Below are 12770 nucleotides of genomic sequence, written 5' to 3'. Positions count from 1 at the left end.
ATGACTTCTCGATTGGAAGGCAAGATCGCGCTGATCACGGGTGCGGCACGAGGAATCGGGCGGGCTCAGGCCGTGCGTTTTGCCGAAGAGGGCGCGGACATCATCGCGGTCGACGTGTGCACTTCGGTGGAAACCACAGTCACGCCGCCCGCGACGGAGGCCGATCTCGATGAGACAGTGGCGCAGATCCGGGCGCTGGGGCGAAAGGTCGAATCTGCGGTAGTGGACGTTCGGGATCTCGAGGCACTACGCAGTGCCGTGGACTCGGCCGTCGGAACGCTCGGTGGTCTCGACATCGTCTGCGCTACAGCTGGTATCACGTCCTCCGACGGGGCCCTGACCATGTCGGAAACGATGTGGCAGACCATGCTGGACGTCAATCTGACCGGCGTGTGGCACACCACGACCGTCGCGGCTCCGCACTTGATCGCGCGGGGCGGGGGATCGATGACACTCACAAGCTCCATCGCCGGACTTCGGGGGCTGGTCGGAGTCGCGCACTACACCGCAGCCAAGCATGGAGTCGTTGGTCTGATGCGTTCGCTGGCAAAGGAACTGGCTCCGCACAACGTACGCGTCAATACGGTCCATCCCACCAACGTCGACACCCTCATGATTCAAAATTCGTTGGTGCGCGGCAAGTTCCGCCCCGATCTCGAGAACCCGACGCGCGAAGAATTTGCTGCCGCAGCGATGACGATGAACATGCTCGCCATTCCGTGGATCGAACCGGTGGACGTAGCGAACGCTGCTCTGTTCCTGTCTTCCGACGAGGCTCGCTACATCACGTCGGTCGCCCTGCCGGTGGATGCAGGAAGTTCGTCGCGCTGAGGTTTCGAACAGCTGAAATCTTGAACAGCTGAGGTTTTGACACGCTGAGTTCCGCCACGGTGTGTAGCGTCGGTTTCACCTAACCGAAAGGCGTATACCGTGGCGGAACGGCGCTATCTGGAAGTCACCGTCGGGACCAACATCGTGATGGTCCTCGACCACCGCACGGTGGAGGTCTTCGACCGCACCGCCGCGAGCACGAGCGAAGTGGCTCGTTGGCATGTCGAACACATTGCGGTGAAGGCGAAACCGTCGAAGTCGGGACTGAAACTCACCATCGGGAACAGGCTCGCCGACGACTCGATCGCGGTAGCGGGTCCACGGGCATCGCTGACTGTTCCGCCGGAGAACGAGGCAGCCGTCATCGCGTTCTTCGACGAGGTCAAGGCTGCTCGGGTGTGAATCGGCAGAAGACCTTCGGCGCGGATGATTCGGGTTCTCTAGTCGAGCACGTCGTGCGCTGCCACGAAGATCGGGCAGGACGCACTTTTGTCGGGATCTCGGGAATCGAGGCTTCCGGAAAATCGACGATCGCGGACGAGTTGGCTGCCGGTATCTCGAAGTCGGGCCATGACTTCATCATGATCCATGGGGACGAGTTCTCGACTGCGAAAGCGGTACGGAACAAAGATCCTGACACGGTGCGTGGGTATCTCGAGGATGCGTACGACTATTCGAACCTGAGTAGCCGTGTGATGGTGCCGCTACGGTTGGCCGAAGTTACCGAAATTTCCTACGTCTCGACTGATCCGGAGACAGACGAATCTGTGGTGTCGAAGCCACGAGTCCCGGATCGCGCCATTGTGATCGTCGAGGGAGTGCTGCTTTTTCGCGGACTGATGCGAGATCAGTTCGACCTACGAATCTGGGTTGAAGCAAGCTTCGACGAGTCCTTGCGGCGTGCGAAGGGACGTCCGCGCGATGTGAGCTATTACGGGACGGCCGAGGCGATAGCGTCCCGGTACGAATCCCGGTTTCATCCGGCGCAGAGGATTCATCTGCGTGACGATCGACCACAACTGACCAGCCACGTAATCGTGCGTGGCTAGTCAGTCGAAAGGCCGGCGATATCAAGCTTTACGCGCGGCGGCATGGGCCCCGGCGACACGGCCGAATGCGAAGGCGTCGGCAATGTGGAATCCGCCGTCCTTCGCCGCGCTGTAGGTGGAACTGACCGCGCCCGCGGCGTAGAGGCCAGGAATCGGATTGCGGGCAGTATCGAGTACGCGGGAATGACCGTCGCGGCGCGGCCCACCGCTACTCCATCCCAGCAGTGGCGACCCGGAGACGGCGTAGAACGGAGCGGTGGCCACCGGGGCCAAAGTTTCGGGATTGCGGCCGAACGAATGGTCGATGCCGTCCGCGCACGCCTCGTTGTAGCGTCGCACGCTCGTTTCCACGACTGTTGGGTCCAGTCCGAGTTTCTCGGCGAGTTCGGCGAGCGTGTCCGCCTTGAGGATCCATCCCTTGTCGATCTCGGCTTGATTGTCCGAGCTCCACTCGTACCCTTCGTCGAGAACCCTGTGGCCGACGGGCAGTGCGTCGCGGCCGGGGCTCAGCTGTCCGGCCAACCTCATCGTCTCGTCGAAGACGACGTTCATCGGTTGCACCGGAAAGTGTTGGTAAGAACCCTCTCTGAACACATGACCATGCCGCATTTCGGCTGACTCGTCGGTGAAGCGTCTACCTTCCCGGCTGAGGAACACATAGTTGTGCGCGTTCCACAGTGCGAGGAAGAATCCAGTCGGATTTTCGAGGTCGCCGGGAATTCCCGTAATGGTCATCATGTTGTTCATGTGCCACAGATCGGCGCCCACGGCCTGTGCCATGCGGTGACCGTCGCCGGTTGCCGATGGTGAGCCCCAGATCTTCGGATTCTCCAGACGCAAGTAGTCGCGCACCATCGTCGGATTTGCTTCGAATCCTCCGGTGGCAAGGATGACGCCCCGGCGTGCCTGGATCTGCGAAGTCTTTTCACCCGAACGGATCTCGACTCCGGTCACCGCTCCGGATTCATCCGTCAGCAGTCCGGTGGCTTCGGTGTCGAATAGTGTTGTGACGCCGCGTTCAGCGAGAGCGGAGACGAGGAACCGGTAGAGAAGTTCATTGCCCATCTTCCCTTCGACGGTGTCCATCCCTGCGTAACAAGAACTTCCGTCAAGTTCGGCGAACTCTGCCGCGGAATGGAAATCGCCGGTCATCGCTACAGTTGCACCCAGACTGCGGATCCAGTCGGACAGTCCGTGAGTGTTCTCGGCCCAGGCATCGATGACGTCCTCGGCAACGGGGAACTCCCCGTTCAACGAACGCAGGAAGGTTCGGGCGGCAGCGGGGTCCTGGTTGACGAACCATCCACTGCCGGACAGTCGAGTGTTGCCGCCCGCGGAATCAGGTCCGCTCTTTTCCAGAATCACGACCGATGCGCCGTCGGCGTGCGCTTGGAGCGCTGCGGCCGATCCGGCAGCGCCCGATCCGATGACGAGTACGTCGACAATGTTATCCATGTCACAGAAGGTATTGCGGAATGGTGGTGCGGCGAACCCACCTTCCCGATGAGCGAGAAAGCCAGTGGTCGACGCCGCAGAGACGTCGCCCCGCAGGCACGTCGGGGGCCAGGCGAGGTAGCGGTTCAGTGCGTCGGGGGTGGCGCCAAAAGTGCGATATCGCGCTGTGACGTTTTCGAGACCCTAGCGTTATAGATGTGGTTGTGTCGGCGAAACCTGCCGGTGGCAGAGTTCGTCTGGAACGCAGTGACCGACACGGTTGGTTATCCGACGCACAGTGATTCATCGCTGATTCGGGCGGTGGGGCACGCCGAGTCCAGACAAGAGGCTTTCATGACTACGATCAACGAACGTTCTTCAGCTGCAAATGTTCTCGATCTCTTTGACAGCGCCGGCCGAGAAGGGCATCGGTACAGTATCGACGTGGAAAGCTACACCCCTTCGTATGCGGTACTGAGACTTGCCGGAGAATTGGACATGGGTCAGCGGGTGGAATTGGTGCACGCGCTCGACCGACTTCTCCTGGTCGGAACCGATATTCACGTCGATCTCTCCGGCGTGACCTTCATGTCGTCCGGAGTGGCGAATGCCGTTGTCGATGCTGCGGGGCGTGGCAACAACCGCATTCGCTTGTTTGCCCCGACGCGAGCGGTCTCCATGATCTTTCAGGCTCTCGGCGCCTCCGAACTCATTGCGGGCGTTGCCACGTCGACCGCTGATGCTCTCGGTGCTTGAGCCGGAAACAACTCCCACGAACGATGTGAAGTGAGCAGTGCTCGATACGCGTTGACTTGGTATCTGGTCTGATCTGCGTGTCGATGTGCACTTTGCGGCGCGGGATCAGGTTGTCGTCACCGGGTTGCGCCGAGATTTGCGGTATTCTCGTTCGGTGTCGAGCAGCCGGCGCTGCCATCGACGCGTCCGGCCGCATGAACGCTTGGTGGTCCCGACTCGTAGTGAAGAGCCACACCATGGCGTATGACACCAGCAACGGTTCGACATCGTCGAATTCTCCGATCACCCAGTTCTCCGATGTGATTGGTCTGGAAGTAAGCATGCAGTTCGCACCGATACGCCGCCTCGACGACCACGCACTTGCAGGCGCCGAGTTGCAATTGCGTGGGCCTGACAATTCCTCTCTGTGTTCGGCGCATGCCCTCCGTCGCGCCTCGCAATTGATGCAGCAACGCTCGGAATTCGACAGTCACAAACTGGCCATGTCCCGTACTGCACTCGCATGCACCGTCGCGGATCGCCTGCCGTTGCTGGTGGCAGTCGACTCGGCTTCCCGAGCAGCTCTGAACGCTCCTGGTATCGAAGGAGTGACGAGAAATCTGCAACGGATCGTCATCACGGTTGACAGCGCATCGGTGCTTACCGATCCCCACAACTCTCTGGCAGTGATCAGAGAAGCCCGCGCGGGCGGGCGTCTGATTGCACTCGACGGCGTCGGCATCGACAGGCACTCGGCGACACTTCTGTCTTTGGTCGAACCCGACATCATTATCACTTCCGCTGAATTACTCTCCAAGGCGGCATATTTCGAAGTTGGAACGACGGTGCACGCGCTCGGCGCCTACGTCGAGCGATCGAACGCGATTATCCTTGCCGAGGGTGTCGACTCGGAATCGTCCCGTCTTGCCGCAATCACCATCGGAGCCACATACGGAACGGGTGAGTTGTATCCCGCAGTCGACGATCCGAGTTCACTGTTGTCCGAACCGGTCGTCGCGATGCCCGACAGTCCGGTGTGGAGTGATCCCATCCCCGACGTGGGCACTCCCTACTCGATCGTGTCTGCTCACAGCCGGATCCGGCGCGGTACCAAGCGTCTGTTGATCCAACTGAGTAAGTCTCTCGAAGCGCAAGCCGCCACATCGGGTTCCTCGATGCTTGTTCTGGGCACCTTTCAACAAGCCGAGCATTTCACCGCATCCACAACAGCACGGTGGCGTCACCTCGCCGATACCGTAGGGTTTGCCGGTGTCTACGGTGTCGGACTGTCCGTGATGCTCGACGGTAAAGTTCAACACGCACCGCTCGACCCGGGTGATGATCTCGTCAACGAGTGGACGGTCGTCACTCTGGGACCACACCATGCGGCGATGCTGTCGGCGCGAGATCTTCATGACAACGGTCCAGATCTCGAGCGGACCTTCGACTTCGTGCAAACCTACGATCGCACCACCGTCACCCAGGCAGCGCACTCTATTCTTCGTCGTTACCCCAAGACGAATTCGTGAACCCCGTACCGATGTTCTCGACGTTCGCCGCGAGCGCTGCCCGACCGGCGATCGTGGCTAAGGAGTGGCCGGGCGCCGCGCAGCACGTCTCTTTGCTGCAGAGTTGAGTAGATACCTTTCGGCGACCGTGTAGTCCGTGACGGTTGCGCCATCCGGCGCTGTGGTGTGGGTGAGCAGTTCGAGATAGCGGCGACGGAAGACATGGGCGTCGGATTCTGCGAGTAGGAACTCCGCCGCTGAGACGACCTCTGGTTTCGGAGCAGCGCGTGCATGCCGGTTTCGGGCGGGCCGAGTGCTCATGTTTTCCTCTGGATTTCGAAAGCGTCTGTGCCGGTAGTCATGTGCGAGTTGATCCTGACGTCTGTTCGGTCGCTACCGGTCATGAGAAGTCGTGAGTGGTTTCAGATCGATCGGCTGTCCGTCGGAGGGGAACGGCAAGGACATGTAGTTGAGAGGGGCGGTGTAGCCGGGCGCGACCTGCCAATCGAAGCGTGTGAGCAGGTGGTGCATGATCGCTTTGATTTCGACGCCGGCGAAGTGCATGCCGAGGCATTTGTGCACGCCTCCACCGAACGGTTCCCAGGCATACCGGTGCACCTTGTCTTCACGTCGGTGGTCCGCGAAACGTTCGGGATCGAAATGTTCGGGGTCGGGCCAGTACTGCGGCATGTGGTGAGTGAAATGTGGCACCACTGACACGTAGGTCCCAGCGGGTACGAAGTGGTCCTGTATCTGGGTGTCACACACCGCTCGGCGAGCCATGACCGGCACGGGAGCGACGAGTCGGAGGCATTCTTTCATCACCAGGTCCAAGCCGGCGAGTTGGTCGAGTTCGGCATAGCTCGGCGTCGACGTACTCAGTGCGAGTGATTCCGCCCGACATCTGTTCTGCCACTGAGGATTCTGGCCGAGATATTGCATCATTGTCGAGATGGTGATGGTGGAGGTGTCATGTGCGGCCATCAGCAGGAAGATCATGTGATCGATCACCTCGCCGTCGCTGAAGCGCTGTCCGGTGTCTGATTCGATGTGACAGAGAACGGAAAACAGGTCGTCGGTTTCGCGTGAACGGCGCGCAGGTAGGTAGCGGCGGAAGAAGTTTTCGAGGGTTCGGCGCCCGTCGAGGCCGCGCTTCCATCTGGTGCCGGGAACTCGATAACGGATCACCGAGGTTGCAGCTTGCACGCAATCGACGAAAGCTTTTTTCACAGAGTCGATTTCGCTTTCAGTGGTCCCTTCCGCGCCGCCCATGAAGATGTCGGTCGCGAGGTTGAGTGTGAGAGCTTTGAGAGCGGTGTAGGCGCGGAAGCCATCGGACGGAGTCCAGGCGTCGAGCGCGGAGGCGATCGCGGGATTCAGCACGTCCACGGTCTTTTCGAGACGCGATCTCGTGAAGGCTTGTTGCATGATGCGTCGTTGTCGTAGGTGCTCTTCGGAGTCGAGAAGCATCAGACCCCCGTGAAAGAAGGGACCGATGAGCACTGACCACCCGTCGCTGTTGACAAAAGCGCGGTCTTTGTTCTGGAGAACTTCTTGGCATGCGTCGGGCCCGAGGGCTGCGACCCATCGTCTACCGGCCATCGAGAACCACGAGACTTCGCCGTAACGATCCCAGCGTTTTTGCATCAGAGCGAGAGGGTCGCGGATGTATTCGAAAGTTTGCCCTATTCCGGGTAGTCCCGAGTTGCCTGAGATGGGACGCAACTGCGACCGGATGGGTGGAGCGGCCAGGATTTTCGACATCACGTACCTGCCTTCCGTTTGCATCTGACAGTGGCGCCTGTCAGATGGGGGTAGTCTGCGTCACAGTCGCGTCGTCTGTCAAGATCGACTCATGGCTTCTCCCACACCCCGTCGATATGCCGGTCTGAGTGGTGAGCAGCGGGCCGCGCTTCGGCGTGAAAGCTTGCTCGCAGCAGGACTGGACGTGTTTGCGGCCGCGGGCAGGCAGGGTGCCACCATGACCGCCATCTGTGCGCATGCGAAGCTGACAGAGCGATATTTCTACGAGAGTTTCGCCAGCAGGGACGAACTCCTCCAGCAGGTTTTCGACGGAATCGTCGACGAGGTGCGCGTGGCCGGAATGGCTGCACTCCGAACGACCGAGGGGACACGGGAGGAGCGCGTGCGGAGCGCCATTGCTTCGTTCGTCAACATCCTGACGGACGATCCTCGAAAAGGGCGTGTCGCGATGGTCGAGTCGGTGGCTTACGAGCCGCTGCGCACTCACCGGCGGGGAGCGCTGCGTGGGTTCGCGCAGATGGTGGCCGACGAGGCTGCGCTCTTGTACGGCGATCGAGCTTGGCCTCCCCATCAGGGTGAGATCAACGGATTACTGTTCGTGGGCGGCCTGGCCGAATTGGTGACGGCCTGGCTCAACGGCGAAATCGACATCACGCCCGCTGAGATCGTGGATGCCGCAACCTTCCAATTCACATCCACAGCGCACCGATGAAACGCGGGGCCGGCGATGCGGACTGCCAACTCTAGTGGGCGGCATGTGTCGTGATTCGAGGCAGTTTCGGGTCTGAATTGTCGATGACACTGTCCGCGCGGGTCCAGGGCTCTGCAGCCGCGAAGTACAGACGTTGGCCGCCGACATAACGGTTCATCGACGGGTGTTCCGGATCCGCGTTCGTTCCGTCGCGAAGGTTCATTCGCTCGGCGGTGATCTCGAAGGGCACGTCGAGAAAGATCGAATAGTCCCATCGGGAAGCAAATTCGTCCCGATGCAGAAAGAGTCCCTCGACGAGGACTACGGCTCCGTCGGCTGCATGCAAGTACGCGTCGCTGTCCCGTCGTGGTCGGTACTCGCGGTTACCTCCCGGTCTCAGAGGGGCGAGAACATGACGCTCGAGGGCGTCGTAGTCGTAGCTGTCGAGCCAGAAGCCTTCCGGTGACAGCCGACCTCTGCGATGGCGAATCTCCGGCGGATTGAGGAAGTCGTCGACGTGAATCACAATGGCGGGGCGTTCATTCAGCTGTGCTGCAAGACTTTTCGTGAATGTCGTCTTGCCGCTCCCGTCGACGCCGTCGATCGCGACGACGGGAGAGCCGCGCAGCGCGTTTATTTCGGCGGCCAAGGTCTCGAAGACCGTCTTGGTGCTCATCGAGCAGTTCTTCCCGCGCTCGTAGCGACGCGAAGAGGCCCGGTGTCGTACAGGATTCGGTGGCCGTCTTCGAGGACGCGTCGAGTGCCCGCGTCGAGCGGAAGGTCGGCCCAGCTCTCGCTCGCGAAATTCAGTTCGACGAGGAGGCCGGACCGTAGGCGGAAGCGTCGTTCTCGGACTGGCCCCCAGTTGGCGGCTCTGATGAATCGCGCGTCGGGGCGGAGCCGGTCGAACCAGTCTTCATTTGCGAGCGCGTTCGCGTCGTCGGCCAGGATCATCAGATCAAGATCACTCGCCATACGCTCCGCGCCGCGCGCGTAGGACCCGACCAGCGCTACAGCTTTGACGTCATCGTGCTCAGCGGCCCATCGTTCGACGTCGACGAGCAGCGCGTTCACCGCACGTCTTCGTCCCTTCAACCTTGCTGACATACCGGCATCATTCCCCATCGCCACCCTTCTCCGTAGCTTCGCCGGGGCCTCTATCCTGGAACTGTCAGTGACAAACCAGGCGGAGGGATGCGTATGTCCAAAATGAGAGAACTCAGCCGATGAAAGCAATCATCGTGTGTACCTCTGTCTCCCATGGCAATACGAAGCTGATCGCCGATGTCATCGGAGAAGTTCTCGATGCTCGCGTGGTCGAGCCCGGTGACATCGACGCCGCGCAGCTCGCCGACTACGACCTGGTGGGGTTCGGCTCCGGCATCTACCTACGCTCGTACCACGCAGATTTACGCTCGTTCGTCGAGGCACTCCCCGAAGAACGGCGATCCAAGGCTTTTGTCTTCGCCACCAGTGGATTTCCTGACAAGGGGATTCATCGCTTCTCGCGTCCACTGGTTCAGTTGCTCGAACAGAAGGGCTTCGATGTGGTCGCAGCCTTCTCGTCCCGTGCGTGGGATACCTATCTCCCGTTCAAGCCTTTCGGCGGTATCCGGAAGGGGCGGCCGAACGCCGACGACTTGGAATCGGCGCGCATGTTCGCCGAAATGCTACGCGGAAGCGTTCAGGACAGCTTGCCCGGCACCGGGTAGCTGCGCAGGCTCATCTCCAGCTCACCGGCGTCGGCAAGGTCGTTGATCGTCTGGCGCAGAGCGCCACACGTCCGCTGAGCGTTGGCACGGCTGTTCGCGCGACCCAACTCCGGGCACACTTCCTGCGACTCTTCGAGCCATTGGACGCTGGTGTGCGCTTCGCTGTACTTCTCGACGAGGACACGGTTTCCGCAGTTGCGGCAACTGACCTGACGCATCAGCGTGCAATCAGATCGGCCGGTGACCAGAAGGCGCGCATGCTCGTGATCTTGGCGTCCTCGTCGAAAGTCATGACGTCGATCGGTTCGACCTCGTACACCTGATCGCCCACCGGTGTGACGACGCGGAAGTGGAAGGCCGCGCTGGATCCGCTCACCCGCAAGGTAAGCAGTTCCGTCTCTTGCGAACCGCCCTCGAGAGCGCCGTAGAACTCGGTGATCGCGGCCTTGCCGACGCGGGGTTCGCTGCCGACCGGGTCTTCGAGCGTCGCGTTCTCGGCGTAGAGGGCGGCGATGTCCGCTGACGATCCGCGAGCCACGGCGTCGAGGTAGGTGGTAACCGTCGCCGTGATCGCGGCCGTGGTGTCTGGTTCGAGAGTGGTCATCGAGTTAGTCCGATCAGTCGAGAAGTTCAGGGTCTGACAACTACTTCGGACGCTATCGGTGCGGGCTCGATTCGGCGCCGGCATCTCCCACGCAGCGGGACAGCCTGAGCACTCAGGCGTCGAAGCGTCCGAACCCGCCGCGGTAGAACAGAAGCGGACCGTCGTGGCGCAGCACGTTCAGATCGGTGATGCGTGCGACGACGATGGTGTGATCACCGGCGTCGTGCTCCTGCTCGACCGTTGCTTCGATGCGGGCGAGCGCGCCGCTCAGCGCCGGAGCACCGTTGCCGGCGGCATCCCACTCGACGCCGAGGAATTTGTCCGTCCCGCCGCGAGCGAACGCCGAACACATGTCCTGCTGATCGTGGGCGAGAACATTGATGCAGAGAGTTCCCGTTTCGCGAAGCTTCGGCCAACTTGTCGACGTCTTCGCCGGGCAGAACGAGAGCAACGGGGGATCGAGCGATACCGAGACCAGGGACTGGCAGGTGAAACCGAGGGGTGAATTTCCGTCGTGAGCGGTGATGACGGTGACGCCGGTGCAGAAATTGCTCATCACGTTGCGAAGTGTGCGTCCGTCCAGAACTGGCGGCTCGGCGTTTTCCACGGTCATGTCGTCTCCTTGTTCAAATCTTTTGTTCAAAACTCTGCAAACAGCTTCAGAAGCAACGATGTGTGGCGCCGCGGCCGTAATCCAGCGGCAGTCCCACTCAATGGCAGCAATGGCTTCTCGGCACGGGTCAGGACCGACCGAGTGGCAGGTGGAGGGGTTTCGAGCAAATTTGATCCCGCTCAGCGGTCCGTTCGGATTCTACGAAACCAGCAAATGACCAGTGATTGTTAGACTTCGGGCATGTCCGAACCTGATGACGTGTCCCGAGGACTTCCCGCTACCAGCTGGGCAGTGCTCGGGATGCTGACGTTCGGGGAGGAGCTGACCGGAAACGATTTGAAGAAGTGGGCTGACTGGAGTGTCGGCTTCTTCTATTGGAGCCCGTCCATCAGCCAGGTGTACGCAGAACTGAAGAAGCTCGAAAGCATCGGGTTCGTGGAGTCTCGGGTCGTCTCCGAACCAGGGGTGCGAGGCAAGCGCCTTTACTCCATTACTCAGTCAGGAACCGACGCCGTCCGGACGTGGTCACGGGAGGCACCGGTGGAAGTTCCGGTGCTCAAGCACGGTGTGATGTTGCGTCTGTGGATGGGACACCTCAACGAGCCCGAGCGACTGAAGGCGCTGGTGGAAGCCCACATCGCCAATGTCGAAGAGCAGATTCGACGCGCGAAACTCCACGCAGATCATGCCGAGAACGAGCCGGCCTGGTCGTTCCCGGTCATGACGTTGCGATGGTCGGAACGGTACTTCCGAGCCGAGATCGAACTTGCTCGCGAACTGCTCGACGACATCGATCGTGCGACCGCCGAGTTCGCGAACGTCGCCGAGCACGACCGACTGGGATCACCGTTGCCCTCGACGCCTGGCAAATGGAAGAATGTCGAGGAGTACGTGTTGGCGCTCGAGCAAGCCGGGCTCACCGGCAACGGTTCGAGTATCTGAGTCAGGCCCCGGCTGCGGTCGGCATGTTGCGCAGCAGATGACGACGTTGCAAAGTCGGAGTGACGCTCAGCGATCCGCCGTCGATGCCTCGCCAAATTGCAGCGGCCGCCATACGGACCGGCGCTGCGCTGACGTGGTCGAGGCGGAGGGCCTTCGACGGCGCGCAGATGGATACCGCGGCGACGGCGCGGCCGATGGGGCCGATCGGTGCCGCAAGACAGCTGAATCCCGGTAGGCCGTTTCCGGATTCGAAGGCCACCCCGGACTCGCGGATTCTGGCGAGGTGGGGCAGTGCGTAGCCCGGGGACTTCGGCGAACCGAACGCGAGCAGTGCCTGACCGATCGCAGTGGTCTCGGCGCGGCGTCGACCACCGACACGCGTCGGCACTGCGGCGGCGAGGCGTCCGCCGATCTTCTCCATGTAGACCACATCGGGCCCGTCGAGGATGCCGAGGTGAACCACGAATCCGGTGACTCGGTAGAGCTCGTGGAGAAGCGGCATGGCTGCAGCGTGGAGGCGGTCCTGATGAACCGCGAGCGATCCCAGTTCGACGAGGCGCATACCGAGTTCGTAGTCACGGCCGTCGCGACGCAGCCAACGCATCGAGACGAGACGTTCGAGCATGCGGTGGGCAGACGAGCGGGGAAGGCCCGTGCTCCGAACGACTTGAGCGAGCGTCAACCTGCCGGGACCGTCGAAGGCGTCGAGAACCAGCGAGACGCGATCGAGAATTGCTGTCGGGGCCGAATCGGCGCCTAAAGCATCCACAGCCTGCAGTGTCATCGTGTACCTCACTTCTCTTAGAGCTCCACAACCAGTGAACTGGCTATTTCAATTAGAAATAGTGTCATAGAGTTACGGATTTGTGAAGTGGATCACCGGTCTG

Annotated in this window: 17 protein-coding genes; 8 read left to right on the top strand and 9 right to left on the bottom strand. The window is 61.0% G+C overall.

All coding sequences use genetic code 11. The annotated features are described in order from the left end of the window. The 3 genes from AC1Q6C_RS18815 (at position 1) to AC1Q6C_RS18805 (ending at position 1880) form a co-directional block, all read left to right on the top strand. Positions 1–831, top strand: coding sequence for a mycofactocin-coupled SDR family oxidoreductase (locus AC1Q6C_RS18815; RefSeq protein ID WP_064074638.1), 831 nt, complete (start codon positions 1–3; stop codon positions 829–831). Positions 832–930: 99 nt separating this feature from the next. Beyond that, positions 931–1233, top strand: a complete 303-nt coding sequence (locus tag AC1Q6C_RS18810) for a hypothetical protein (RefSeq protein ID WP_007726715.1) — start codon at positions 931–933, stop codon at positions 1231–1233. Next, positions 1230–1880 (top strand): nucleoside/nucleotide kinase family protein, encoded by a 651-nt coding sequence (locus AC1Q6C_RS18805; RefSeq protein WP_003944437.1) that lies wholly within the window; start codon positions 1230–1232, stop codon positions 1878–1880. The genes AC1Q6C_RS18810 and AC1Q6C_RS18805 overlap by 4 nt, the downstream gene beginning before the upstream one ends. A 21-nt stretch (positions 1881–1901) precedes the next feature. Here the strand turns inward: AC1Q6C_RS18805 and AC1Q6C_RS18800 are convergent, their stop codons facing one another. Further along, positions 1902–3335 (bottom strand): FAD-dependent oxidoreductase, encoded by a 1434-nt coding sequence (locus AC1Q6C_RS18800; protein ID WP_054187130.1) that lies wholly within the window; start codon positions 3333–3335, stop codon positions 1902–1904. Between the two features lie 423 nt (positions 3336–3758). Between AC1Q6C_RS18800 and AC1Q6C_RS18795 the strand changes: the two genes are divergently transcribed. Beyond that, the gene (locus AC1Q6C_RS18795; protein ID WP_228401988.1) at positions 3759–4070 is read left to right on the top strand and encodes an STAS domain-containing protein; all 312 of its coding nucleotides are present in this window, start codon (positions 3759–3761) and stop codon (positions 4068–4070) included. Positions 4071–4306: 236 nt separating this feature from the next. Further along, the gene (locus AC1Q6C_RS18790; RefSeq protein WP_007726720.1) at positions 4307–5578 is read left to right on the top strand and encodes an EAL domain-containing protein; all 1272 of its coding nucleotides are present in this window, start codon (positions 4307–4309) and stop codon (positions 5576–5578) included. Positions 5579–5635: 57 nt separating this feature from the next. Here AC1Q6C_RS18790 and AC1Q6C_RS18785 read toward each other — a convergent pair whose 3' ends face one another. Together AC1Q6C_RS18785 and AC1Q6C_RS18780 are read right to left on the bottom strand one after the other, a co-directional pair. After that, complete coding sequence (locus AC1Q6C_RS18785) at positions 5636–5878, bottom strand: hypothetical protein (RefSeq protein ID WP_003944403.1); 243 nt, start codon at positions 5876–5878, stop codon at positions 5636–5638. 72 nt (positions 5879–5950) lie between these two features. Next, positions 5951–7321 (bottom strand): cytochrome P450, encoded by a 1371-nt coding sequence (locus AC1Q6C_RS18780; RefSeq protein ID WP_080726744.1) that lies wholly within the window; start codon positions 7319–7321, stop codon positions 5951–5953. Between the two features lie 91 nt (positions 7322–7412). Here AC1Q6C_RS18780 and AC1Q6C_RS18775 point away from each other — a divergent pair, with 91 nt between their 5' ends. Beyond that, positions 7413–8033, top strand: coding sequence for a TetR/AcrR family transcriptional regulator (locus AC1Q6C_RS18775; protein WP_054827522.1), 621 nt, complete (start codon positions 7413–7415; stop codon positions 8031–8033). Positions 8034–8064: 31 nt separating this feature from the next. Here AC1Q6C_RS18775 and AC1Q6C_RS18770 read toward each other — a convergent pair whose 3' ends face one another. Together AC1Q6C_RS18770 and AC1Q6C_RS18765 are read right to left on the bottom strand one after the other, a co-directional pair. Continuing rightward, positions 8065–8688: a nucleoside/nucleotide kinase family protein gene (locus tag AC1Q6C_RS18770; protein WP_042924159.1), complete on the bottom strand. Its 624-nt coding sequence runs from the start codon at positions 8686–8688 to the stop codon at positions 8065–8067. Then, positions 8685–9119: a nucleotidyltransferase domain-containing protein gene (locus AC1Q6C_RS18765; protein WP_037131485.1), complete on the bottom strand. Its 435-nt coding sequence runs from the start codon at positions 9117–9119 to the stop codon at positions 8685–8687. The genes AC1Q6C_RS18770 and AC1Q6C_RS18765 overlap by 4 nt, the downstream gene beginning before the upstream one ends. A 119-nt stretch (positions 9120–9238) precedes the next feature. Between AC1Q6C_RS18765 and AC1Q6C_RS18760 the strand changes: the two genes are divergently transcribed. Further along, a complete protein-coding gene (locus AC1Q6C_RS18760) occupies positions 9239–9724 on the top strand; it encodes a flavodoxin family protein (protein ID WP_003944338.1) in 486 nt (161 codons plus the stop codon). Here the strand turns inward: AC1Q6C_RS18760 and AC1Q6C_RS18755 are convergent. The 3 genes from AC1Q6C_RS18755 to AC1Q6C_RS18745 all read right to left on the bottom strand — a co-directional run bounded on the left by AC1Q6C_RS18755 (position 9697) and on the right by AC1Q6C_RS18745 (position 10941). Beyond that, a complete protein-coding gene (locus AC1Q6C_RS18755; RefSeq protein WP_007726731.1) occupies positions 9697–9942 on the bottom strand; it encodes a hypothetical protein in 246 nt (81 codons plus the stop codon). The two genes, AC1Q6C_RS18760 and AC1Q6C_RS18755, sit on opposite strands and share 28 nt — an antisense overlap. Further along, entirely contained in the window at positions 9942–10328 is a 387-nt protein-coding gene (locus AC1Q6C_RS18750) for a nuclear transport factor 2 family protein (protein WP_003944423.1), read from the bottom strand. Before AC1Q6C_RS18750 ends, AC1Q6C_RS18755 begins: the two co-directional genes overlap by 1 nt. Before the next feature lie 112 nt (positions 10329–10440). Beyond that, positions 10441–10941 (bottom strand): flavin reductase family protein, encoded by a 501-nt coding sequence (locus AC1Q6C_RS18745; RefSeq protein ID WP_007726733.1) that lies wholly within the window; start codon positions 10939–10941, stop codon positions 10441–10443. 240 nt (positions 10942–11181) lie between these two features. Here AC1Q6C_RS18745 and AC1Q6C_RS18740 point away from each other — a divergent pair, with 240 nt between their 5' ends. Beyond that, entirely contained in the window at positions 11182–11883 is a 702-nt protein-coding gene (locus tag AC1Q6C_RS18740; RefSeq protein WP_003944324.1) for a PadR family transcriptional regulator, read from the top strand. Position 11884: 1 nt separating this feature from the next. Here AC1Q6C_RS18740 and AC1Q6C_RS18735 read toward each other — a convergent pair whose 3' ends face one another. Continuing rightward, positions 11885–12667, bottom strand: coding sequence for an IclR family transcriptional regulator (locus AC1Q6C_RS18735; protein ID WP_207624488.1), 783 nt, complete (start codon positions 12665–12667; stop codon positions 11885–11887). Positions 12668–12770 lie beyond the last annotated feature (103 nt).

It is taken from the genome of Rhodococcus sp. MT28 (assembly GCF_058792695.1).
This window is presented reverse-complemented; position numbering and strand designations above follow the sequence as displayed.